The sequence below is a fragment of the Romboutsia faecis genome (assembly GCF_014323405.1).
Lineage (GTDB): Bacteria > Bacillota > Clostridia > Peptostreptococcales > Peptostreptococcaceae > Romboutsia_E > Romboutsia_E faecis.
Genome location: NZ_JACRWE010000001.1, coordinates 242,562 through 267,691 on the forward strand (window position 1 = coordinate 242,562; position 25,130 = coordinate 267,691).

Annotated in this window: 22 protein-coding genes and 1 riboswitch; of the genes, 6 read left to right on the top strand and 16 right to left on the bottom strand. The window is 27.2% G+C overall.

All coding sequences use genetic code 11. The annotated features are described in order from the left end of the window. Nucleotides 1-6: 6 nt before the first annotated feature. The 5 genes from H8923_RS01145 to H8923_RS01165 all read right to left on the bottom strand — a co-directional run bounded on the left by H8923_RS01145 (nt 7) and on the right by H8923_RS01165 (nt 8,631). Complete coding sequence (locus H8923_RS01145) at nt 7-801, bottom strand: PTS system mannose/fructose/sorbose family transporter subunit IID (RefSeq protein ID WP_243139928.1); 795 nt, start codon at nt 799-801, stop codon at nt 7-9. Then, complete coding sequence (locus H8923_RS01150) at nt 794-1,567, bottom strand: PTS mannose/fructose/sorbose/N-acetylgalactosamine transporter subunit IIC (protein WP_153971440.1); 774 nt, start codon at nt 1,565-1,567, stop codon at nt 794-796. Before H8923_RS01150 ends, H8923_RS01145 begins: the two co-directional genes overlap by 8 nt. Nucleotides 1,568-1,578: 11 nt before the next feature. Beyond that, entirely contained in the window at nt 1,579-1,995 is a 417-nt protein-coding gene (locus H8923_RS01155; RefSeq protein ID WP_153971439.1) for a PTS sugar transporter subunit IIA, read from the bottom strand. A 60-nt stretch (nt 1,996-2,055) separates the two neighbouring features. Continuing rightward, complete coding sequence (locus H8923_RS01160) at nt 2,056-4,761, bottom strand: sigma 54-interacting transcriptional regulator (protein WP_153971438.1); 2,706 nt, start codon at nt 4,759-4,761, stop codon at nt 2,056-2,058. A gap of 108 nt (nt 4,762-4,869) precedes the next feature. Then, nucleotides 4,870-8,631 carry a polysaccharide lyase family 8 super-sandwich domain-containing protein gene (locus H8923_RS01165; RefSeq protein WP_153971437.1) on the bottom strand — a complete coding sequence of 1,254 codons (3,762 nt, stop codon included), beginning with the start codon at nt 8,629-8,631 and terminating at the stop codon, nt 4,870-4,872. Between the two features lie 260 nt (nt 8,632-8,891). On the opposite strand from H8923_RS01165, the gene H8923_RS01170 reads away from it, so the two are divergent. Next, complete coding sequence (locus H8923_RS01170; protein WP_153971436.1) at nt 8,892-10,664, top strand: glycoside hydrolase family 35 protein; 1,773 nt, start codon at nt 8,892-8,894, stop codon at nt 10,662-10,664. Between the two features lie 158 nt (nt 10,665-10,822). On the opposite strand, the gene H8923_RS01175 is transcribed toward H8923_RS01170, so the two are convergent. The 9 genes from H8923_RS01175 to H8923_RS01215 all read right to left on the bottom strand — a co-directional run bounded on the left by H8923_RS01175 (nt 10,823) and on the right by H8923_RS01215 (nt 19,658). Continuing rightward, a complete protein-coding gene (locus tag H8923_RS01175) occupies nt 10,823-12,214 on the bottom strand; it encodes a DUF6179 domain-containing protein (RefSeq protein WP_153971435.1) in 1,392 nt (463 codons plus the stop codon). 6 nt (nt 12,215-12,220) lie between these two features. Continuing rightward, complete coding sequence (locus H8923_RS01180; protein ID WP_153971434.1) at nt 12,221-12,658, bottom strand: DUF6323 family protein; 438 nt, start codon at nt 12,656-12,658, stop codon at nt 12,221-12,223. Between the two features lie 259 nt (nt 12,659-12,917). Further along, nucleotides 12,918-14,369: a PH domain-containing protein gene (locus H8923_RS01185; protein WP_153971433.1), complete on the bottom strand. Its 1,452-nt coding sequence runs from the start codon at nt 14,367-14,369 to the stop codon at nt 12,918-12,920. Nucleotides 14,370-14,384: 15 nt separating this feature from the next. Beyond that, nucleotides 14,385-14,873: a PH domain-containing protein gene (locus tag H8923_RS01190; RefSeq protein WP_153971432.1), complete on the bottom strand. Its 489-nt coding sequence runs from the start codon at nt 14,871-14,873 to the stop codon at nt 14,385-14,387. 241 nt (nt 14,874-15,114) lie between these two features. Continuing rightward, nucleotides 15,115-16,449: an NCS2 family permease gene (locus H8923_RS01195; protein WP_153971431.1), complete on the bottom strand. Its 1,335-nt coding sequence runs from the start codon at nt 16,447-16,449 to the stop codon at nt 15,115-15,117. Nucleotides 16,450-16,532: 83 nt separating this feature from the next. Continuing rightward, nucleotides 16,533-16,634, bottom strand: a riboswitch (purine riboswitch). 420 nt (nt 16,635-17,054) lie between these two features. Beyond that, on the bottom strand, nt 17,055-18,113 hold the full coding sequence (locus H8923_RS01200) for a hypothetical protein (RefSeq protein ID WP_153971430.1): 1,059 nt from the start codon (nt 18,111-18,113) through the stop codon (nt 17,055-17,057). Nucleotides 18,114-18,285: 172 nt separating this feature from the next. Further along, the gene (locus H8923_RS01205; RefSeq protein ID WP_153971429.1) at nt 18,286-18,666 is read right to left on the bottom strand and encodes a DUF4430 domain-containing protein; all 381 of its coding nucleotides are present in this window, start codon (nt 18,664-18,666) and stop codon (nt 18,286-18,288) included. 3 nt (nt 18,667-18,669) lie between these two features. Then, nucleotides 18,670-19,203, bottom strand: coding sequence for a hypothetical protein (locus H8923_RS01210; protein WP_153971428.1), 534 nt, complete (start codon nt 19,201-19,203; stop codon nt 18,670-18,672). Nucleotides 19,204-19,319: 116 nt separating this feature from the next. Next, nucleotides 19,320-19,658, bottom strand: a complete 339-nt coding sequence (locus tag H8923_RS01215; protein ID WP_153971427.1) for a TIGR04076 family protein — start codon at nt 19,656-19,658, stop codon at nt 19,320-19,322. Between the two features lie 133 nt (nt 19,659-19,791). Between H8923_RS01215 and H8923_RS01220 the strand changes: the two genes are divergently transcribed. The 5 genes from H8923_RS01220 (at nt 19,792) to H8923_RS01240 (ending at nt 23,604) form a co-directional block, all read left to right on the top strand. Beyond that, a complete protein-coding gene (locus tag H8923_RS01220; RefSeq protein ID WP_153971426.1) occupies nt 19,792-20,139 on the top strand; it encodes a winged helix-turn-helix transcriptional regulator in 348 nt (115 codons plus the stop codon). A 157-nt stretch (nt 20,140-20,296) separates the two neighbouring features. After that, nucleotides 20,297-20,494 (top strand): helix-turn-helix transcriptional regulator, encoded by a 198-nt coding sequence (locus H8923_RS01225; RefSeq protein WP_153971425.1) that lies wholly within the window; start codon nt 20,297-20,299, stop codon nt 20,492-20,494. A gap of 3 nt (nt 20,495-20,497) precedes the next feature. Continuing rightward, the gene (locus H8923_RS01230) at nt 20,498-20,926 is read left to right on the top strand and encodes a hypothetical protein (protein ID WP_153971424.1); all 429 of its coding nucleotides are present in this window, start codon (nt 20,498-20,500) and stop codon (nt 20,924-20,926) included. A gap of 691 nt (nt 20,927-21,617) precedes the next feature. Then, on the top strand, nt 21,618-21,785 hold the full coding sequence (locus H8923_RS01235) for a hypothetical protein (RefSeq protein ID WP_187127799.1): 168 nt from the start codon (nt 21,618-21,620) through the stop codon (nt 21,783-21,785). Between the two features lie 247 nt (nt 21,786-22,032). Continuing rightward, nucleotides 22,033-23,604, top strand: coding sequence for an AbgT family transporter (locus tag H8923_RS01240; RefSeq protein ID WP_153971422.1), 1,572 nt, complete (start codon nt 22,033-22,035; stop codon nt 23,602-23,604). 709 nt (nt 23,605-24,313) lie between these two features. On the opposite strand, the gene H8923_RS01245 is transcribed toward H8923_RS01240, so the two are convergent. Together H8923_RS01245 and H8923_RS01250 are read right to left on the bottom strand one after the other, a co-directional pair. Next, entirely contained in the window at nt 24,314-24,520 is a 207-nt protein-coding gene (locus tag H8923_RS01245) for a DUF378 domain-containing protein (RefSeq protein WP_153971421.1), read from the bottom strand. A gap of 333 nt (nt 24,521-24,853) precedes the next feature. After that, nucleotides 24,854-25,105: a hypothetical protein gene (locus H8923_RS01250; RefSeq protein ID WP_153971420.1), complete on the bottom strand. Its 252-nt coding sequence runs from the start codon at nt 25,103-25,105 to the stop codon at nt 24,854-24,856. Nucleotides 25,106-25,130 lie beyond the last annotated feature (25 nt).

Here is a 25,130-nt window from a genome sequence, read left to right on the forward strand (position 1 = left end):
TTTTTATTAAGCAAGTATTTTTAAGTTATATAATACTATACCTAATCCCATTAATATGAATATCGCCTTTGTAGAAGTCATTTTTTTTCTACCTAATAACCAATAAGTGAATCCAACTATAGCAACTGGAGCTAAGCCTGGCATTATTTTATCTGCTATTTCTTGAAGACTAAATAATACTTCTCCATTTTGCCATTCTAGTGCAAACTTAGCATTTAATACACTTGGTACTAACGCTCCTACTACTGTTATACCTAGTATATTCGCAGCTTCTGTTAAATTCTTTAATAATCCTCCAATACTACCAACTAACATACTTCCTTTTTCATAACCTAATGTCATAAATTTATTCATACAGAATAATCTTAATATATTAAATGCTATCCATAAGAATATACCTATTGGTTGTCCTTCTAATGCCATATAAGCTGCTATTGAACCTATTACTGTATTAGGTAAAACAACGAATAAAGTATCTCCAACACCTGCTAGTGGTCCCATTAAACCAGTTTTTATCGCAGTTACTGCTTCTCTAGCTTCTGGTCCTTTTTCTTCTAACGCTAATGCTGCTCCTACTATAGCCGATCCAGTAGAGGCATTAGTATTAAAGAATTGCATATTATGTTGAACTGCTTCTTTTAATCCATTCTCATCATCTTTATATATCTTTTTTAATGCAGGTATCATCGCATAACAGAATCCTAACCCTTGCATTTTTTCATAATTCCAACAAGTATGTACTCCAAATAACCATCTTCTAAAAACAGATTTCATTGTTTTTTTATCTACTTTATTACTCATCTTCATCATCTCCTCCACCTACAAATGCAACACTAGTTTCTTTTCTTCTTTCAAATGTTAATATTGCTAACGCTAAACCTACAAATGATATTCCTAACATAGGTACATTTAAGTATGCAGCTAATACGAATCCTATAAATAAGTAAGCAGCATATTTTTTTATTGATAAGTACTTTAATAATATTGCTATACCTAATGCTGGTATTATTCCACCTGCAGTTTTTAATCCTCCCATTAACCACATAGGAACATTATCCACTATCATTTGAACTAAGTCTGATCCAAAGTATAAACCTATTGCCACTGGTATTGCTCTTGATAAGGCCCATGGTATTAGTCCTAGAAGATTCATTCTTTCTATCATTTCTATATTACCTTCTTTAGCATACTTATCTGCTTTTTGTTGGAAGAAAGTATTTGAGAATCTTGCTAATATATCTAATTGAGTTAATAATAAAGCTACTGGTATACCTAGACTTATACCAAATTCTCCCCCTTGTCCTGACATTATTGCAAATGCAGCTCCTAGTATTGCTCCACTTGTATAATCCGGTATTACAGCTCCACCAAAGTTTCCTACTCCCAGTGATAGAAGGTTTAAAGTACCCCCTACAAAAAGACCTGTTGTCATATCTCCCATCAATAAACCTGCTATCCCTCCAGCAACTGCTGGCTTAGCAAATCCAAATCCTGTGTTAAGACCATCATATTGTGCTATAACAGCAAACAGTGTTACAGCAATTATTTGCCATATTTCGATTTCCATTTAGCTTCCCCCTAGTCATTAAGTTCTAATTCTTTATTTTTATTTATAATCCCTTGTATTATAGAGTCTTTTGTTGATGATACTATGTTCTCTACAACTTCATCTATATTGTTACTTCTATTCATAACAGCCTCTATAACCATTTGTAAATTTGCACCTGATACAACTCTCACATTTTCATATTGTTGAGACTTAATCATGGATTGATTAAATGGAGTTCCTCCAAAAATATCCGCTAAGATCAATAATCCCTCACTAGTTTTTGTAAGAAATTCTACTTTTTCATCTAATTTTTTAGAAAATACTTCTATACCACTTTCATCTAAAATTATATAGTCCACTCCATCTGCATCTCCTAATATCATTTCAGTAGCATCTAATAATCCTTTACTTAGTCCACTGTGGCTAACTAATAAAACTTTATACATTATGTGTCACCTCCTATACTATATTTATATAGCAAGTTGTATGCCAACTTTGTGTAATATCTATTTTATATTTATACGAGCCTGTATCATCTCATATATAATAACGATTTCCCCCAATGGCAATGACACCCTATACTCTTTTAATATGTCTTCAAATATTTCTTGTGACACCTTAAAGAATTCACTATGACACTCCATAAATTTATTCTCATTTGGATGTGACTTTATCTCATCTCTTAAAACTAAACGCTCCATCATAACACTTATATGAATAAATAATACTAATTTTAAATCATTTGGAAACTTCGTATTTAATTCATATTCGTATTTATAAACAATTTTTTCAACTTCTTCTATTACTTTATTAGGATTAAGTATTGTAAGCTGATTTAATATATTTTGTAATGAGAATAATTTTAATATATCATTCTTTATATCTCCTATACTTTTTTCTTTAACTACTCCACTAAGTGCTTTCTCTATTTTTTCTTCTCCCTCATTATTAATAAGATTTTGCATCTCAATTACCGGTACATCATCCCTATCTATTCCAGCCGTAGCTATTATAAGTTTTACATCGTACTGCTTAAATATTTTATTTTCATTATCCTGATACTTTATAGAATTATAATCTTGTGTTATTACCTCTATATCTGCATCCCCTACACATTTTGTCATTATCTCTTTTAGCTTTTCTGCAGTTCCTATTCCTGAAATACATGATACTATTATGGCTTTCTTTCTATTTTCAGATTTATAATACTTATACTCAGTTTTGTTATTTTTAGATGCTTCAATTACTATTGATTCTATTTCTTCTTTGTTTATAATTTTATTTGCAACATCTAATGCTAATTGAGTAGATATATTATTAATTATTGCTAGATCACCTTTTACTACACTTTTCAACTCTTTATATATATCTCTTAATGACCCCATATCAACTAGTATTATTGTTCCTTTTTTAGTATCAACATTTTGAAGATATCCTCTTATTTTTTTCACCACAGTTGAAACCGGTGTATCCATCGGCATATCAAAAGATTCGAAGACAAAACTCTCAAGTACTGTATTAGCAACCGATGCTATACTACTTGCAGTAGAAAACCCATGAGCTACTATAATAGCATTACATCTCTTACTTTCATTTATACAAAAACAATTTATATATAATGATAGATATAATCTTAATATATTTTTATTTTCATAGTCTAAATTTTCTTCTATAATAGAAGCTATCTTATTTCCTATTATATAACTTTGAGGAATTTTATTTTTTAAAATTTCATCACACTTTTTATATTCACTTAGTGTCATATAATCTGAATATTTCATATCCTTTAGTATCATAATAGAAGATGACATTAGCTTAGTTGTACTTCCATTACATTTTATACCGTAATTCTTTCTTATGTATTCTAATGCATTTTTCACTATTTTTTCTGTAAATTCATATGTAATTATATCTGATTGAATCTTTGTTTTATTAAATGCTACGTCATTTAATATTTTATTCATGTTAAGTGTAGTAAGCTTTTTAAATTTCTCATCATCCATTTCACATTTATTAGCCATATTAATAATCTGATGAATATTTTTTAATGACTCTTCTATTATTGGATTTTCATCAATATTTTTCATAATTACTTTTTTGTATTTTTCTTCTTTTCTTATAATATGTAAGTTTTCATGATATACGTTTTTTTCTACTTTTATAACATTTTTAAAGTTGTTAGCTATATCTTGAGTATTTATATGAAGTATATCGTCATCTAATTTATTTCTATATGAATTGGCGCAACTACTAATAATAATATTTTTTAATAATCCTATATTTCCCTTACCTTTTATAGATAGTAATGCATTAACCATACTTTTATTTACAATTAAATCTTTTCCTAACTTATTAGCTTCTTTTAAGTAAAAACTGTATATTAAATTTAATCGTTCTGATATGCTTCTTTTTTCTAAGCTCGGTATATCTACAAAAATAGGTATCCTTCTTCTAAATGTATCTAATAATACTTCATCTAAATTTTCAGTCGTAGCAAATATAAATCTTACATTTGCTCTTCTCCATTTATCAGTTTCACCTATTCTTCTAAACTTACCTTGATCTAAAAATAAGAACAGTTTTTCTTGTCCTTCATTACCAAGCCTATGAACTTCATCTAAAAATAAATATCCTCCATTAGCAGATTCTATAAGACCTGGTCTATCTTTATCTGCTCCTGTAAATGCACCTTTTTTATATCCAAATAGGTTTGCTGATAATAATTCTGGATTATTCGCATAATCTGCACAGTTAAATGTTACTATTGGTGCTTTTTCATCAATACATTCTTTATATATTGCATATTTATGAATTAATGATGCTATATAACTTTTTCCAACGCCACTTTCACCAGTAAGAGTTATTGGTAAGCCGTGCTTTGGATATATAGCAGCTGCTTTACATTGATCTACCTGTTCTTTTAGACTTCCATCAAATCCTATAAGCTCATTAAATGGGTCTTTATCTTCCTTCTTTTCTTCATCTATTTCTATATTGTTTATTATTTCGGTATCCCAAAAATAAACTGGTCTTGTATTAGTCTTAATAGCAACTCCTGATTTGCAAAGTTCATTTAGGTAGTGACTAACTACGTTTCTTTGTAGCCCAAGTGCTTCAGCTATTTCATTTGCAATAACACCTGCTCCATTTTCTTTAAGTTTAATCTCTGTATAATATTTTAGTTTCTGTTGAATCTTCTCCCTATTCGTCATTTTCCCTATTTTTTCTCCTTTTTATATTTTCGCATTTATTATATCATATTTTATATATTTTATATTTTAAAAAAGAAAGTCTAAATTATTTTAGACTCTCTTTTTTTATTACTTAATTATTAAATTCTCACTTACTTCTGACTTTAGCCCATACTTATTTACTGCCACTAAATTTATTATATACTCCCCATTGTTTAAATTTAATTTTACTTTTTCATTATTAACTTTTGTCATAAATTTACCATCTACATAAACTTCATAGCTTTTAGTTTTAATTCCATTTGGATTATCCCATGTTATTGTATATTTTTTGCTTTTTTCTTTTTCCACTTTTATATTAGTAGGAGCTTTTAATTCTTCTTTTTCCTTAGTTTTAAATTCAATCCCTATTGATTTGCCTTTTAAATCTTTTACATTTAATTCTAGAACTATATTTTCTTTATATTCAATGACTTTAACTCTATCATCCTTATTTATTACACTTTCTGCTGATTTATCTAAAGTTACTTTTATAGTGTCATTTTTCATAGTTGGATCTGATACAGCAACCTTTAAATTTCCATTTCCCTCCTTTATCATCACAGAAGATTTTTTATCTACTGTGATGAAATCTATATTTTGATTATCTTCCCAGAAATTAGCTGCTGTGATTTTTAATCTATTTTCCCTTACTGCCTGTACTTCTTCTCTATTAGCTAAAACTTCTACATCTGGATTTTCATTATAATATTTAACTTCTTTAGCCGATTTATTTGGCAATAAAACATAAGAATAATTATCTAATTCTGGATTAACTCCATGATCCACCCACATAGTTAAATAGTTATTTTCTTCAACTTCATCAGCTTGAGATCCATTTATATCCTTCCAACTACCATTTCTGTACTCTCTTAATACATTTACATTTGCTTTATTAGGAAAATAGTATCCTATATCTGTATTTTCTTTATTTCCTTTAATATGAGCCCAACTAACTTCTTTTTTATAATTTTTATCTCCTATATCACTTATTTCAATATTTCCATCAACCATAAATATTTCATTTCCTGAGTCAGATAGTCTTCTATTCTCCACTATAGTTTCTATATTTCTCCCCTTAGTACTTGATATTCCAGCTCCTAATGCTACTACTTCATCATCAAATGTAAACCATGACTTTTTAGCCTTTAAATCCATATCATAATCTTTGTCCTTAGACTTATCTAAGTACATCCCAGTTGCACCATATTGTCCATCTATCGTACTTCCTCCGACCCAAGATTGGCTTCCTCTTACGTTACTTCCACCTGCACCATCTTTAAGTCTTAGTGTATCTACTGTAGTTCCTGGTAATCTATATGGATCAATAGTTGGCCAAAATCCTTTTGAGTATTGTTCAATATCTCCGTTATATAAATATGTCATACCATCTGCCGTATGGAATGCCTTTAAGTTTTCTTTGTTCATATTTCCTTCATGCATATACGTCCTTGATGAATACATACTTGTACCAAATATAAACCCCTTTCTTCTATGAACCATTCTATCCATGTTAGCAAAGTTATAGTTACCTATCAATTCTCCTCTTGATTTAACTTCTTTATCCTCAACAATTTTAGTAGCTAATGCTTTAAATTCTAAATCGCCAGTCGTTTGTAATATATTTTTAGCATCATTTTCTATTATCCAGTGCTTTATCATACCTTTCAGTTCATCTGATTTCTCTTTTGTTGCTGCTGGAATATAATACTTTACTATACTCTTCATAATTCCTTCACCATTATTAATATCTTGACCAGTAGATCTTGATATACTTCTTCCGTTTACCATATCCATCATTAATCCTTTATACATTAATGGTTCAAAAGAGTTTTCTATAACATCATAAATCATCTCAACTTTATCTTTTGGAAGTGACCATTCAGTTCCTTCTAACATATAATTTACTTTACCTATACCTGATAAAAGTATCGCTCCATATGTTCCTGTATATGGAAGTGCTCCATGCTGTATTATAGATCCATCAGTATAAAATCCATCTCCGCTAGTTACATATTTTAACTCTGGTAGTATATCTACACTTGCTTCTTGCATTTTCTCACTGTCTTTGCCTAATATACTTTTATATATCATTACTTGGCACATATCTAATCTATTTGCACCTGTAGTTTTTGTAACAATAACACCTGGCTTAGTTGTATTTCCTTGCCATTGATCCCTAGCATTTGGTACATAAAATGAAATAATATCTACATAATCCTTTATTTTTGATGTTGTAATGTAATCCTTAACTAAAATCATAGTTTCAGTTATTTTTTGCGGTGATCCTATTTGCCAATCCCACCAGTTGTTGTAATAAGTCTTATTGTATCTATTTTCCATCATCCAGTCTAATCCATATACAGTATCTTTCATAAGATCTAAACTACCATTTACTTTCGAACCAATCAAATGATAAGCCTTTGCCATTTCTAGCAATCTTTCAAAACTTTTAGTTATATGATTAGAATTTGTGGTATCACTTAAATCTTCCCATAAATAGTTTTTACTTGCATCTTTATTCATAGCTTCCCAATATCCAATCGCCCTATCTACTATGCTATTGACTGAGTTCATATCACTTTCATTAACTACAGATAGTAAATCATTTGGAACTAAAGACTTTTCTATTTTTTGAGCTAACTCATCGTATATATCTTTTGTATAATTATTTACAACTAAATTAAAGCTACCTACTTCATCGCCATTGCTATTTTTAGCTACAACACGAGTGTTACCTACTTGTTTACTTATCACTACTCCATCTTTTACTGTAGCTATATCTTCATCTTCAACCTCTAGCAAATATTGCTCATTAGAATATTGTGGATATACTTTAGATTTAACTATATAATTTTTCCCATTATCTAAACTTATTGAACTTTCTTCAAATTCAACTTTATCTATCTTTACTTCTTTAATAACATTTATATTACAACTAGCTTTTATATTTGGATAGTTTTTAAGTATTGCTGTAATAGTTGAGTGCCCTTCATTTACTCCTCTAAATTCACCATTATTTATCTCTACTACATTAATGTTACTACTTGTCCATACAATTTCTTCATTATTGGCTTGTATTGGTCGTATTTCATAATCTAATTTACCTGTATAATTTATAGGTATTTCTAAATTAGACACTGAAAAATCTATCCCTATAGGTTCGTACTCAACTTCATCTATTCTAAAATTATCAACAGTTACAGATCCACTTGCTCCAGAATCTAAACCTGTATCAAACACCAATACCATTTTTAGTTTTACTGCTTTTGATTCTGCTTTTATTGTCGTTTTATACTCCTTCCAATCTGTTGTTCCCGATACTTTATCTATATCTATTCTTTTTAATACGTTACTTTGTGAATCAATTTGCTCTACTCTAACAGATATCCCCTTATGTGATGTATTACTACAGTTTGTTTGTAAGTTATTTGTTTTCATCCATGCGCTTATATTATATTCTTTTCCAGGAGTTATATTTGTTTCAGTTTGAAAAAATCCAGTAGCTTGATCTAAATTAATTTTTACAGCTTTCTCTCCACTTTTAACATCATCTGTTACTATTTCTCCTAGCATATCCTTTTTGGAACTCGTATGTCTTCTTATATCCCACTTTTGTGGTTTTTCTCCTTCTTTCCAAAATGTGGCGAATGAATCACTTATAGTATGTAACTCTTCAAAGTCTCCATTTATGTCTAATAACTTGTATTCGCTTATACGTCCGTCTGATAAAACTTTATCCCCAGAGTCATCTTCTTTAGCATTAACAGGTGATGCCGCTATTAAATTGTTGATTATTAATACCGCAGCTAAACTAGTACATATCCCTCTTTTTTTTCTAATTATTTTCATACTAATCCCCTCCTAAGTTTACTTAGCTTCTATAATTTAATAGCAATTTTTATACCATATTTTTCAAATCAGAATTATTTAATAAATATATACGTATTTATAGGTATTTTACTTAGATTCAATTTAATTACACTATAATATTTTTTCAATTTAATATGTGACACAAAGTACATATATTCATAAAGTGTCATATATTTTAATTGGCACGATACTTGCTTATATTAAATATATATACTTTTAATTATTGGGAGGATTATAATATGCATACATTTGAAATAAGAGAAGATTTCTATATTGATAATGAAAAAATCAAATTAATTTCAGGTGCTCTTCATTATTTTAGAGTTATACCTGAGTATTGGGTTGATAGACTTGAAAAGTTAAAAGCTCTTGGATGTAATACTGTTGAAACATATATACCTTGGAATATACATGAACCTAAGGAGGGTATATTTGATTTTAAAGGTCAAAAAGATTTCATTAAATTCACTAAACTAGCACAAGAAATGGGACTTTATGTAATATTAAGACCTACTCCATATATATGTGCTGAATGGGAGTTTGGAGGATTACCTGCATGGCTTTTAAAATATCCAGATATAAAAGTTAGAAGTAACTGCTGTATATTCCTAAATGCTGTTGATAAATATTTTGAGGAATTATTCAAATACATAAGACCTTTACAAATAACTCAAGGTGGACCAGTTATTATGATGCAAGTTGAAAATGAGTATGGATCTTTTGGAAACAATAAAACATATTTAAAAAATATCAAAAATCTTATGATAAAACATGGATGTGAAGTTCCTTTATTTACATCTGATGGTGGATGGAAAGAAGTTTTAGAGGCTGGAACAATTATAGAAGAAGGTGTTTTCCCCACTGCTAACTTCGGATCTAGATCAAAAGAACAAATTGGAGCACTAGCTGATTTTATGAAAAAAAATAATATTGTAGGACCTCTTATGTGTATGGAGTTCTGGATTGGATGGTTTAATAACTGGGGTAAAGAATTTAAAAGAAGAGATGCTCAAGATGCAGCAAATGAACTAAAAGATTTATTAGATGTAGGACATGTTAATATATACATGTACCATGGAGGAACAAATTTTGGTTTTTATAATGGATGTAGTTACCATGATGGCATCGATCCTCAAACTACAACTTATGACTATGATGCATTACTTAATGAGTTTGGAGAAATTACTGAGAAGTACAACAAATTTAAAGAAGTTATATCTAACTATGTTAAGATTCCTGAAATTAAGCTTACTACTAATATAAATAAAGTATCTTATGGTAATATAAAACTTTCTAATAAAGTAAGTTTATTCAGTACATTAGATAAATTAGCTAAACCAATATATGATGAGAATACTTTAAATATGGAAGCGCTAGGTCAAGGATATGGGTATATCTTATATAGAGCTAACGTTGGTAAAAAGAATAAATTAGAAAAGTTTAAATTGATAGGTATGGATGATAGAGCTCAAATATTTATTAATGAGAATTACCATGCCACATTATATAAAGATAACTTTATAGGTACTAATCAATCTTTAATTTTAGATAAAGAAGATGATAATATATTAGATATATTAGTTGAAAATTTAGGAAGAATTAACTACGGTGCTAGCTTAGTATCACCGTCTCAAAGAAAAGGTATAAAGGGTGGAGTTATGTTAGACATGCATTTCCATACTGGTTGGGATCACTACTGCCTGGAACTTAATAACATAAATGAAGTTGACTTTAATGGATATTATAAAAAAAATACACCTGCTTTTTATGAATATGAATTTGAAGTTAACCAAAAGGGAGATACATTTTTAAGTACAGAGGGATTTGGTAAAGGATGCGCCTTTATTAATGGCTTTAACTTAGGACGTTTCTGGGAAATAGGACCTACTAATTATTTATACATACCTGCACCTTTATTAAAGATAGGAAAAAATAAAATAATTATATTTGAAATAGAAGGAAAATATAAAGATTCAATAACACTAGATGACAAACCTTATTACACTAAATAACTTATTTTATTTAGTATAATAAAGACTGAAGTTATATCATATAAAAATACCTAGTGCCTACATTAAGTAGAATCTAGTTATTTTTATATGATATATTTCTAAAGACATAAACAAAATATCTATCAATGTATATCTATTTCAAATAAATATACTTCCTATTAAATTTGATTAATCTTTTTTCCAATATAGCTAATCTTCTCATCATCAAGAGTTCTTAAAAATTCAATAAAGTACTCTGCCCATTCATAATCTCTACTAACATCATAAAAAATAACATCATGTAAATCTAAAGTATTCATTCTACATTCCTCATTAAATACAATCTTACTTAAAATAACTAACTCAACTTCACTTAATGATCTAAACAAATCAATAAATTCTTCACCAAATAAGCAATCACTTTTTAACATATCTATAAAATCTTTTACAGAATTTATTTTGGATTTTATAATTTCTATCTTACTATCTATACTTCTTGACTCAATGATTTCATCAACAACAATTTTAAAATCCTTATCATCAAGTCTATTTTCTTCAGCAATAATAAAACTTTTCTCAGGTTCTTCTTGTTCTTCTGTAATTACTAGTATATTTTTAATATTATTTTCTTTAATAGCACTTAATGTTCTATCGATTAGATCTTCTTTATACTTTTCTATATAACTTATTTCATTTTCATCAATTATATTTAAATCTTTTATAAGTTTATCAACAACTAAATCTATCAGTTTACTTATGTGCTTACCTAGTTTTTTTAATATCTCTTCTACGTATTTAAACTGATTTTCGCTTATATCTAAAGTCCCACTGCTATTTCTACACATAATAGAAAATATCGCATTAGTAATAGTCATCTCAAATGAGTTTATAAGCAAATCTCTATAATCTATTTTATAGGCTTTTCCATAATAATCTAAAATCTTCTTTATATCATCTTCTTCAAAATATCTGCAAACTTTATTTTCTATATAAAGATTCCAAAGATAATTTTCAATATAGTTAAGACCTTGAACACTCCAGTCATCAAATGCTAAGGGATAATCTATACTTCCTGGCATTTCATGAGGCTCAAACTCTATATTATAATTTTCAAAAAATCCCTTTATACCTTCTAATAAAGTATCATCATATGCTATTATTTCTGTATTTATCTTATTTTCAATTGTAGCTTCATAAAGACTTCTAGCCTTTTTAAATCTACTTTTTAAAATAAATTGACCACTTTTATACATTTGATTTATACTTTCATTTTTTATGGATTTAATACAATCCTCTACTTCTTCAAAATTAAGTAAATATGCGTCCACTGTATACCAAATTGCTATAATAAGCTTTTCTGCTACTTCAATTTGCACAGAGCTACTTTGATTTTTTGTATATTTTAGAATAAGTTCTTTTAAAATCTCTGCTATTTCTAATTGGGTTTTGTGTAATAAGTTTTCATCTATAATACTAACTCTTAAGCACTCTCTAATAATAGAGATTGCATATTGATTTTTGTCTAAATTTTTAGCATTGAATCTATCTTTTATTATAGTTTCTAAGTTCACTATATATCACTCTCCCCCTATAAATTTAAACTCCTTAGCAAACCTTTCAGCTTCCTCTTGAACATTGTCTATTCTACCACTATATCCATTATAAAATTTATCTAATATAGTTATAATTTCTATATCACTTATTTCATCTAATGTTTCATTTTTTAAATAATAAAAAATCTCTTGCATATCATTAATTAACTCTACATAGTCATCCTTCTCTGTATATTGAGATGTATATAAATTCTCTATAATCTTCTTTGTAACATCTATATCTAATTCTATTCTGCCGTAATATTTTAAAGTATCATTTCTTGAATTTATTATTTCATCAACATCTTCTTTGCTTAGAACTAATCCATAACCTTGAGATTCATTGTTCAAATTTAATATCTCATTTTTCTGTACAGAGTGTAATTTTAGATGCATTGAACTTAGTATGACTGGTGATATCAAATTTTACCATCTCCTTTTTTTGAAATACTATTGACTTGTCACTTTTTTTGTGTTATTATAAAATTGATATATTATATCTTTTATTAACATTATAAATTCAATTGTATTACTTTTATATACTTTTGTCAACATACAATAAATAATTTTAGATGGTTTATTTTTTATGCTCAATTTTAAAAATTATATTAATTTTTTTACAATAAAAAAGCAAATACCTTTTATATTTACCATAAAAAGTATTTGCTTTTAGAAATATTATTTAATTACTTATTATTTTTTTACCCAACTTCTCAAATAAATCTTCATCATAATATCCTATAGCTCTCATATCATTACCTAAGCTAGCTAAAATATAAATTTTACCGTTACATAAATTTAATTTGCTACTAATTGGAGTCTTATGCACATTCATATACTGAATTTTTTTATATTTAATAATGCTGATTTTCTTTGTAAAAACACCAAATGAAATAATCAATTTATCTTCACCTAAATAAATGCCTCTAGTAATATAGATCATATAAAAAATTAATAATCCACCTAAAAATATTACTAATCCTAATATAAATACATATGGTATTTTATAATTTAATCTAGTAATAAAATATAGTACAATTCCTAAAATAGTCATATATATTGTAATGTTAAAAAACCTTATTATAAGGCTCTTTTTAGATTCTTTTTGTAAAGCTATATCATCACCTAAACTAATCTCTGGAAGTAGTATCTTTATATTTTTTATAAAGTCTTCTCTATTACTAGACAGTAATATCTTAGAACCTTCAGACACATCATCTCCAACACCTATTGTAACAATATCTACACTATATCTTTTAAATATTCTAGATATTGTTGACTGTTTAATATTAATAGCATTTATCCTATTTACTGGAACAGTATATTTTCTTTTCTTAAACATTCCATAGCTTATATATAATCTATCTTCTAATCTCTTTATAGAAAATTTATGATATTTAAGTAAATTTCCTATCAGAGGTTGCAATATACCTATTCCAATAGGAATAACTGATAAACCTATTGATGATATTCCTTCTAATTCTTTTAATACTTCCGTAGTAAATAAGAAAACTACCAAATAGAAAATAATTAGTCTTACTTGTAGACTATAAAGACAGTGCTTTATTATATCTTTTGTAGAATAAACTAAATCATATTCTATATCATCATCTTTCATAAAATCTAATTCAGCATCACAACTTATACCTTTATTTTCATTATCAATAGACTTCGATTTTTCCATATTCATTAGCCCTAGAATATTTTTCTTAAATTCATATGCTTTTTCTTTAGAAAAGACTATCTCAATATCTGTATCATTTGCAGTAGATAAACTATCTGTATCAATTTTAACTTTGTACGTACCAATCATACGCTCAAAAACATTTTGATCTAAGTTAATACTTGAAATATTTTTAATTCCATAAGTATTTTCATTAGATACTATTGTATTTCTTTTAATAATAATCGTATTTTCTTCAATACTGATATAGGTCTTGTACCAAATGAGTATATTGTATATTATTATAAAAGATAATAATACCAAAATACTCATTATTATTATTACTCCACCTTCAGTAAGTAATACTGCTATATCATCATAACTAGAAATTGTTAATAATATAAGAAATATAAATATCCCACTTATATTTTCAAGTATAATACTAGGATGACATCTAAACTTTTCTCTCATAAATACCTCCTAGAATTATACTTTATCAATATTGTCTAATCTTGATTTTATAGCAATTTCGTTTATCTTTTTCTTTAGAGAATTTGCTATAAATTCAGATTTATCCTCTTCTAAAAATCTAATTACTACATCTCCACCAGCAGTAGTAACAATAACTTTACCTAATTTAAAAATTCTATCAATAGGCCCTTTTTCTATTACAATTTTGTGCAATCTTTCAATAGGAACTATACTCCTTTGTATAAATAAAAAACCTTCTTTTATATCTATAGAATCTTCAGTGATCGAATAGCTATATCTTTTATATCTAATTTTTGGTGAAATAATTAAATATATAACATCAAGCGCGACTATTACTAACATTATCATTTTTATAATATATGGTAGGCTATCCTTAAAAATCAGATAAACGACAAGCAAAATACTTGATACTATTAAAACTTGTACAAAAGTTGCTACAAACATACACCCCATTGCATTTTTGCTTATTTTTTCATGATTCATATTTTCTCTCCTTATTTTATTTATAAATAAATTTATATTTATATATATATTTTCAAAGAGCATCATTATAAGATTACCTTTTTATCTCTGACTATTCTTTACCTTTATTATAACATAAGTTATTGTAATACAGTATTTTTGATACTTATACCTTTCCAGTCTCTAAAAATTCCATTTCAATCTTTAATCTAAAAAAGTTCTGTTAGAAAAATTCTAACAGAACCTTTTATACAATTCATTTTTAACTAAGAACTAAATTTATAACAGATAATATTCCTATTATCCAAAGTGTTAAACTTATTTTATTAGTCTCTTTTGCAACAATATGCATTACTATATATGAAATAAATCCAAAACATAATCCTATACTTATACTATAAGTAAGAGGCATTAATAGTATTGTTACAAATGCAGAAAATGCTATTTTACTATCACTAAAGTTTACTTGTCTTATGCTAGAGAACATAAATACACCAACTAATACAAGTGCTGGTGATGCCGCATAACTAGGAACTACACCTAATATTGGTGTGAATAATAATGTAACTAAAAATAATCCTGAAGTTACTACAGATGCAAGTCCTGTTCTAGCACCAGCAGCAATACCTGAAGCTGATTCTCCAAAAGTAGTAACAGTACTTGTTCCCAGTAAAGAACCTATTAATGTAGAAGTAACATCTGCATATAACATTCTCGATAATCCTTTTATATTTCCGTCTTTATCTTCTAGTCCCATTTGTTTACAGCAACTTATTAAAAATGCTAATGAATCAAACATATCTATAAACATAAATGAGAATATTGGTCCTATTAAAGAAAACTTTAACGCCCCAATTATATCAAGTTTAAATGCAACTGGTTCAATACTTGGTGGAGTTGATATTATTGAAGTTGGAAGTTCAACATATCCAAAGAATATTGATATTACTGTAGTTATAATAATACTTATTAATATTCCACCGTTTACTTTTTTAACTTCAAATATTCCCATAAGTAAAAGGCCTACTAAAGATATTATAACAGTTGGAGTAAAATCACCTAAAGAAACTAAAGTAGATTCATCACCAACTATAACACCCATTCCTTTTAAGCCAACAAATGCAAGGAATAAACCAATACCTGATGCAGAAGCTATACTTAACTCTTTTGGTATAGCTTCTGCTATATATTTACGAACTCCTGTTAAGGCTAAAATTAAAAATATTAATCCAGAAATAAATACTACTCCAAGAGCTTGAGTCCAAGGAATTCCCTCTCCAATAACCAGTGAATATGTAAAAAATGCATTAAGCCCCATACCTGGTGCTAGTGCAAATGGTGCATTAGCTAATATTGCAAAAATTAATGTACCAATGGCTGTAGCTAAAATAGTAACAGTTATAAGTGCAGATTTATCCATACCAGCATCTGATAATATAGCTGGATTTACGAATACAATATATGCCATTGTTAAAAATGTTGTAATTCCTCCTAAAACCTCGGTTCTTAAATTTGAACCACGTTCAGAGTAATTAAATATCTTGTCTAAGAAAGACTTTGAGGCATTAATTTCCTCTTGTTGCTTTTGTGCTATCATGTCATACCCTCCTAAAATAAAAAAGATATATATTCTATATGAATAGAACATATATCTAGATGTATCTATAAAAAGATATTGACTAGTATTTGTTAACTATTCATAGCAAACTCATTTACGGTGAGTTCGTAGAGACTTATGGACCATATTACCATAGATATATGAATATTTATCTTTATTTTAATTATATTATATCTAATTTAAGTATGTTTTTCAACATTTTTCTACATATCTATCTTTATTGTTCGCGCTATAACAAATATATAATATTATTTCATACTATATAATCTTATACTTTTAACAGCCATATTCTATTAAAACACCTTATATTTTTTACCTAGTTCTCTCGAATTTAAATTTTTATCAAGATAAATCGATAGTACCGCATTTCATTGATACTCTTCATAAACTAAATATAGATATGTACTGCTATATTTTGTATACAGTTTGCAAATTCACTTTCTCTTGGATATACACATTCAAATGTAATTGGTATATCTATGTACTCTATTATATATTAAATCTAGCTATTCTTAATGGTATATAAGGTAAACAATCATCAATCAAATGATAATTGTTTAGCCTTATTTATTTTACAGTTTTATTTAGCTACTTATATCTCTATTTTTAAATGCTCTATAACAATCTAAAAACTTTCTACTATTAAATATATATTTTCCACTTACCTGAGTATAGTATTCCCCTGTAGTATCATACATTTCCTTAACCCTTTGAGTTAAATTCTTATGGTAATATCTAAGTTCTTTGAATTCTTTTTTCAGCTTATCAGCAGTCATCCATACCTTATTTGAAGTTATATCCGCTAGTTTTATATTCTCAAACTTAATATTATTTTGCTCACCATACACATACAATTCAGCTAATATTTCTTGTAAGTTTTCATTAGTTAAATCATGTTCAAGCTTTTTATATACTATTGCCCCAATAGAATCTATCCCTTTTTCTTCTAAACGCTCTTGTTTTATAAGTGCCCTTAATGGCTGCCTTTTTATATATACATAATGTGTATCTTCTAATATATATTGCCCTCTATTATATCTAGCTGGCCTATGTATAACTAATATTGGGCTGTATCTACCATTTACTTCTTCTTCATTAAAATCTTTTATATTCTCTTGGCTAATTACATCAAACTCATTTGATATAGCTCCATACCTTGATTTGTCTTTTAAAGAATACATACTATGAGTATTTATATGCTCTATTATAGATTTTATATATTCCTCATTTATAATTCCTTCTAAAGTAGATGAGGTTACATGTTCTTTAATTATACCTTCTTTAAAATCTTCTATATCCTTTGAGCTAATAAGTAAACAAGCACATAGCGACTTAAACTTCTCCTCTAGTCTATCTATATCTATGTCTATATATGAAAGTACTTTGTCTAAGTTTTCTTCATTCCTTAGCTCTAAGATAGCGTTACTTATAGTTCCTATACTTATTTCCTTATTTTTATCAAATATATAATTAGTTATCGACTCCTTTAAATTTTCTATTAATTTATATATTTTTATATAATCTTTAAGTAACTTCTCATCTTTTTCTAGAATTTCAATTGGTATATCTATATAAGAGTTATTATCTTTTATACTTATTATTAAGTTATTATCTTTTATTGTGTCTATCATGTTATCAGTCATATTTTTACCACCATATTACTTCTATTTTAATTTACTTACTTATTATAGCATGTATAATATATTTCTCTCAATGTGACTTTAATATATTTGAAATATTGTTACTAAAATAGTAACTTTATATATAATTATAAACATAAAAAAAATGGCATTATATTAATACCATTTTTATTTTCTATTTAAATTTTATTCTTTCAAACTTTATAGTATCTCCATCTTTTATAACTTGGTCATTTACCCCTACCTGAGCATCTTCACCATTTATAGATATATGCCAATACTCAGAAGTACTACCATTTAAATCTATATCTTTAACTGTAGTAACCATTCCATCTACGATTTTATAACCTTCTTCTTTTAATAAAACAGGCCCTAATTTTTCTTCATCTGTATTTATATTTATCTTTTCATTTAAATTATCTAATTTAGATATAATTTCTATATTTATATTTTTATCTCCTTGCTGTACATCTTTATTCGTTATAGCTTTTACTCCCCAAAAACCTACTATAAGCACTAAAAGTGAAGCAATAGTTAGCGTTACTTTTTTATTCATGTTCTACCTTATCCCCTCTAATTTATTTCCTGCAATATTTTTTCTATAAATAATTTTCATAGCTCTATCAAATCCATTTAATACTGGTGTAAATGCCCAAAGACCTATAATAAAATTAGATACTGTATGTATAATATCAAATGTTAAACCATTTATCCAATAAGTTAGTACATAGGCATATCCCATAGGTAAGTATATAAGTGCAAATAATGCTCCAAATATAATCCCAAATAAACCTAGAAATATAGCTACTTTTATGTCTTTATTTAAAAATTTTCCACAAATACTACAAACTACACTATATCCACTCCATACAAAAAAATATCCAATAGTAGCAGGACTAAATCCCCAAAGCATGATATTTAGTGTTGAGAATACCACTGTTATATAAATCGTTTTTTTGGCTCCTAGCCTTATTGAAAATATGAGTATTAGTAGGCTTACTATCTCTATATTGGGCAAGAAACTTAGTATAGCTTGAGAAGATTTCAAAAGTGCGGCAAGTAATCCTATAAGTACTATATCTTTTGTATTCATTTATATCTCCTCTTAATGTTATATTATAGTTTAATATTAGCAAATGAATATAATAATGTAAACATAAAAATAGTTAAGTAAAATAACTCTACTTTTTATAGAATATTGCTTATAGTTTATCTAATAGGAGTATAATTTATTTTTGATTCTTCATCCGTTCTTTCAATTTTAAAAATAACAGGTCGTATACCATCATTACATGAGCATATAGCTACTCCTTCTTTATCTATCCAATCTCCATAATAAAACTTCTCACTACTATGAGCTAAAGCAAATACATACTGATACATTGATTTCCATGCTTCATCACATAACCCTTTAGGCTTAGCATAATCTCCCCAAAATACATCTCCTACTTCATGCATTGGGCACTTTCCAATACCTTCACATCCATACTCATCTGCTAAATCTTTGTGTAATGTTGTTTTTAATACTTCTATTTTGCATTTTTTCATATAATTCATCTCCTCACAATTTTTAACCTTTATTTATATAAGTATATGTGCTATTTTATACTTACACAAGTATTTACTTTTAGGTAAAATACTAACATTTAGGATAGTACTTTTGCCTTAGGATGGTGATGAAATGAGCATGAAATACTTTGATAAATCTGATTTGACTAATATAAAATCTACCCCCTTTGGATACACTCTTTCAATCATAGGTGGAAAGTGGAAAATGATTATAATGTTTTGGTTGGTAGAATATGGTGTATTACGTTATGGAGAACTTAAAAGATGTATTGGTTCAATAACTGATAAGATTCTTAATAATCAACTAAAAGAATTAGAAAGAGATGGTATCATTATACGAAAAGAATATCCTCAAATTCCTCCCAAGGTTGAATACTCACTTTCAAAAAGAGGTTTATCATTAATTCCTATTTTAGAAGAAATATGTAAATGGGGTGAAAATAACAGACTGGATTTATAAAATAAGTTATGATTTCAAAATATATAACAAATAACAATTAAAAATATTCTTCTATATAAAACATAATATGTAAAGTTGACTTGACATCATTCCAGAATATGTTATTATTAGTTATGTAAAGTTAACTTTCCATATAATTATTAAGGAGTCTCTGTATATGAACAATAGGTTAGAAGAAATTAGAAAAGAAAAACAAATTACTCAAGAGGAACTAGCCGCTGTATTAGAAGTTTCTAGACAAACAATTAGTTCTTTAGAAAAAGGAAGATATAACCCTTCGATTATTCTTGCTTTTAAAATTGCACGATATTTTAATATGTCAATTGAAGAAATATTTATATACGAGGAGGATTAGAATATGTTAAATAAGAAAAGAAGTTTAATTTTCATACTATCTGGGATAGTATTAGCAGTCATCGGATTATTAGCATCAATTTTCATTGATAAGGGAGATATAATATCAAGAGCAACTTCACTAGTTTTTGCTTTAGGATTTGGATTTATTGGTGGTGGTTTAGGTAATTTATATAAAATTAATCGCATTGAAAAAACACCTGGAAAATTTAAACAAATTGAAATTGAATTTAAAGATGAAAGAAATGAACTTATAAGAGATAAAGCTAATGCTAAGGCTGGTGATATCTCTAACTGGCTAGTTTTATTAGTTGCATATATTTGTATTATAATGGGATATCCATTGTGGCTAGTATTCCTTCTTTTAGGAGTGTTCTTATCAAAATCAATTATCTGGATAATACTTATAAACAAATATAATAAAGAATTATAATATATATGGAGAGAATTTAATATTCTCTCCATTTGTAAACTACTATCCTAATCATCTTCTTCTATATCTATTAATAATTTCTGGAGTTACAAGATTTAGCTTTCCTTCTTCAATTAAATAAATACTATCACAAATCTGCTCTATATCATCAAAGTTATGACTTGTTAATAATATAGTTCTACCTTCATCTTTCAAAGATTTTATTATATTTTTTATATCTTCATAAGTTTTATAATCTAGGGCATTAAATGGTTCGTCTAAGACTAGTATATCTTGATCCTCCTTTATATCTTTAATTTTCTTAATACATCATAATTATACACTCAGCCTTTATATTTACCAATTTTTTATTTATACTTCTAATCTCTTTAATTTGTGTTTTCTCATTATTTTTTTAGTCATAATCTATAGTAGTCATATGCTAATATTTGCATAATTGTTAAATTATCATTCACAAGTTATATACTTATTAATATAATAATATTATTTATAAATACGAATAAGGACCTATTAAAATCCGCTATTCAATTTAATCATCTCTCTATATATGAATCTTTTTTAATTTATCATTTTTAATGTTCCTAATCAATTGACAGAAAATTCATTTTTTAAGTTTTTATTAATGTTCAATGCCACTATTATAGAAAAATACATTTTATCATTTTGATACTCAGAAAAAAGAAGGTATATCATGATAAATAAAATTAACGACCTATGTAAAAAGTATTATTCTAATATCGTTGATATTAGACATAAGCTACATAGAAATCCTGAAATTGGATATGCAGAATTTAAAACTTCTAAATTAGCGGCAGATACACTTACTAATATTTGTATTTGTAGGAATTGTATAGGATGAAAACAATCCTATTCTTCATCATAACTCAAAATTTGCTTGGGATGATAAGAATATGAAAGTATTATGTAAAAGCCTATGCCAAGTATCTTTAGACTATTTAAGCTAGACTTTAGTTAGATAAATTGTAATTTTTATTTAAAGTTACAAGTATAATAAGTTATTCAAGTGAATTGAAATTTATAATTTATATAAATTTCAATTCAATATACAAATAAAATATTTATAAATTAATAAAAGGGGGATTAGATTGGGTAATTCAAAGTCATATAAAAAAGAAAAACAAGGTTTATTAATGCGTTTCTTAAATGTTGTTGAGCGCGTTGGTAATAAACTTCCAGATCCTGTAACAATTTTCGTAATTTTATGGTTTGTTGTTTTAATATTATCTTATATTGTTTCAAAATCAGGTATTACAGCAGTTCATCCTGGTCAAATCGATGAAGCAACTGGTAAAAACTTAGTTATTTCAGGTGTTAATTTATTAAGTAAGGAACAATTGCAATTATTCTTAGGAAATATAGTCACAAACTTTACCAGCTTTGCCCCACTTGGCCTAGTACTTGTTACTATGTTAGGTGCTGGCTTAGCTGAAAAATCTGGTCTTATGGAAACCGTAATGAAAAGTACAGTTACAAAAGTTCCAAAACGATTATTAACTGCAACTATAATATTTGTTGGTATATTAGCAAATGCCGTTGCTGATGCAGGTTTCGTTGTACTACCACCTCTAGCTGCTTTAGTATTTTTAGGAGTAGGTAGACATCCACTTGTTGGATTATTCGCTGGATATGCTGGTGTTGCAGCAGGCTTCTCTTCTAACTTGATGATAAATATGTTAGATGTTCTTGTATCAGGATTTACTATCCCAGCAGCACAAATAGTTGATCCAAACTATGTAGGAACACCTGCTATGAATTGGTACTTCTTAATAGCATCTACATTTATTTTAACAGCCCTTGGTACATTTATTACAGAGAAGTATTTAGCTCCTCGTTTTGAAGGAAGTAATTATATATCTATAGGTAGAGAAGAAACTTCAGAAGTTACTCCACTTGAGAAAAAAGCTATTAAATATGCTGGTTTAGGGTTTTTAATTTGTGTAATAGTACTTGTTGCTTTATGTATAGGACCTGATGCTTTTATGAAAGACAACGAAACTGGTTCTTTATTAGATGCTAGTGCTCCTCTTATGACAGGTATGGTTCCAATAATCACAATGTTATTCTTTGTACCTGGATTAACTTATGGTATTATAACTAAAAAGATTAAAAATGATAAAGATGTAGCCTCTATTTTATATGATTCAATGGCTGGTATGGGCTCTTATATAGTATTAGCATTTGCTGCTGGTCAATTTTTAGCTCTATTCAATTCTTCTAATATGAGTTCTCTTTTATCAATAAAAGGTGCCGAATGGTTAAAAGATATAGGGCTTACAGGGCCTGGATTATTAGTAGCTTTTGTTATATTCGCTGCATTTATAAATTTATTTGTTGGAAGTTGTTCAGCAAAATGGGCAGTTATGGCTCCAATATTTGTTCCTATGTTCTTATTATTAGGATACGATCCAGCTTTAACTCAAATGGCTTACCGTATAGGTGATTCTATAACAAATCCACTAAGTCCAATATTCACTTATTTCCCTGTTTTATTAGCCTTTGCTAAAAAATATGATAAGAATATGGGTATTGGTACTATAATGGCAAGTATGATGCCTTACTCGTTAATATTTGGTTTAGCATGGATAATACTATTAGTTATATTTATGATATTTAATATACCACTAGGACCAGGTGGTGGAATTTACTACCACATGTAATAAATAATTAAATTAATTATTTAAAATTTAATTTTTATAATAGTTGATTTCACTTAAAGAACTATATCTAAATGGTATAGTTCTTTAAAATATATTAATATTATTAGGATGATATAATATGAGTGTAAATCACTAATGAAAAAAATATAGTTGATGTAAAAGATTACGTTATAGATTTAAGGAGATAGCTCCACTCAAATCCTGGACAAGCTTTAAAACTATAGCTATTTATTAAAAAATTATATTCTAGAATAATATATACCTTCATTAGTAGCAATTTTCTCATTTAAAAATGTGTAGTTATTCACTAATTTTTCTTTTTTATGTTTCAATATCATGCTCAACAATAAGAGTCATCGAATACAAGCTAAATAATACCTTCGATGTCCTATCATATTTATATAATATATCCTCATATTCCTGTAAATCTTCAGTAATAGACATAAAACTTTTTGCATAATAATCCATTCTATCTACGCTATTAATATATTATTTAATATTTGCTCTAGATTTATTACATCCAGAAATAAAAATGGCAAAAACTATTATTTTTCACACTCTTTAAATATAATTTACGTAAAACTAAAAAAGCTGGTTTCAATATTATCTAGAAATCAGCTTTTTAAAGGTTTTATTTTTAATTTAATCTTTTATGGTATTGCTACATATTTTTATGCGTTTTGAATAATTTATAATCGAACATATAAAATCATAACATATAATACTGTACTATAAGGTAGATCGCAGAAATTCCAACTAATCCATATATTATTCTACTAAGTGTACTTATATTCCCAAATGAACCTCCACCTGCAAATAAAGCTGCCACTAAATCAAATCCACTGATTGCCACTAGACCCCAGTTTATTGCACCTATGATAACTAGTATTACCGCTATATTATAAATTATTTCCATGTAGTCATCTCCTCTTATTCTTATTTTTAGTTATTTTATCCATTTATTATTTTTTTATCCTAATTTTCTATAAATAAAAAATTAATTTAGAATTAAATTTAGGTTAAGCATATTTATAATAGTAAAATCAAGTTAATATGAAACTATCCATTATACATTTAATACATTTAAAATAATAACGAAAAATTAACAATATCGGATACTACTCATAACAATAAAAAATTTATAAGATTAATGTATGTAGATAATAACAAGTCTTCTATTACGAATTTATTGTATACACCATTTTATTAACTTCAATATTAAGTAATTTTTAATTCAATGAAATCATGATTATTTTTTTAAACAATATTTTAATGATTTTATTAGCATTAAACATGAATATGTAATTGTAATAAATATTCCAGTAAAAGACAATATTATTATAAGCTTTGATATAAACCCAGATATAAAAATATACTCTAGATTGGTTGGATCGAAAAAAGTAAATATGATATTTAAACTCTCATGTACAGTGCTATTATTTAAAAATGTTAGTACTAATCCTGCAGTTAGACCCATTAGTAAATTTATATATTCCTTCATATTTTATCCCCCTCAGTTATGATTT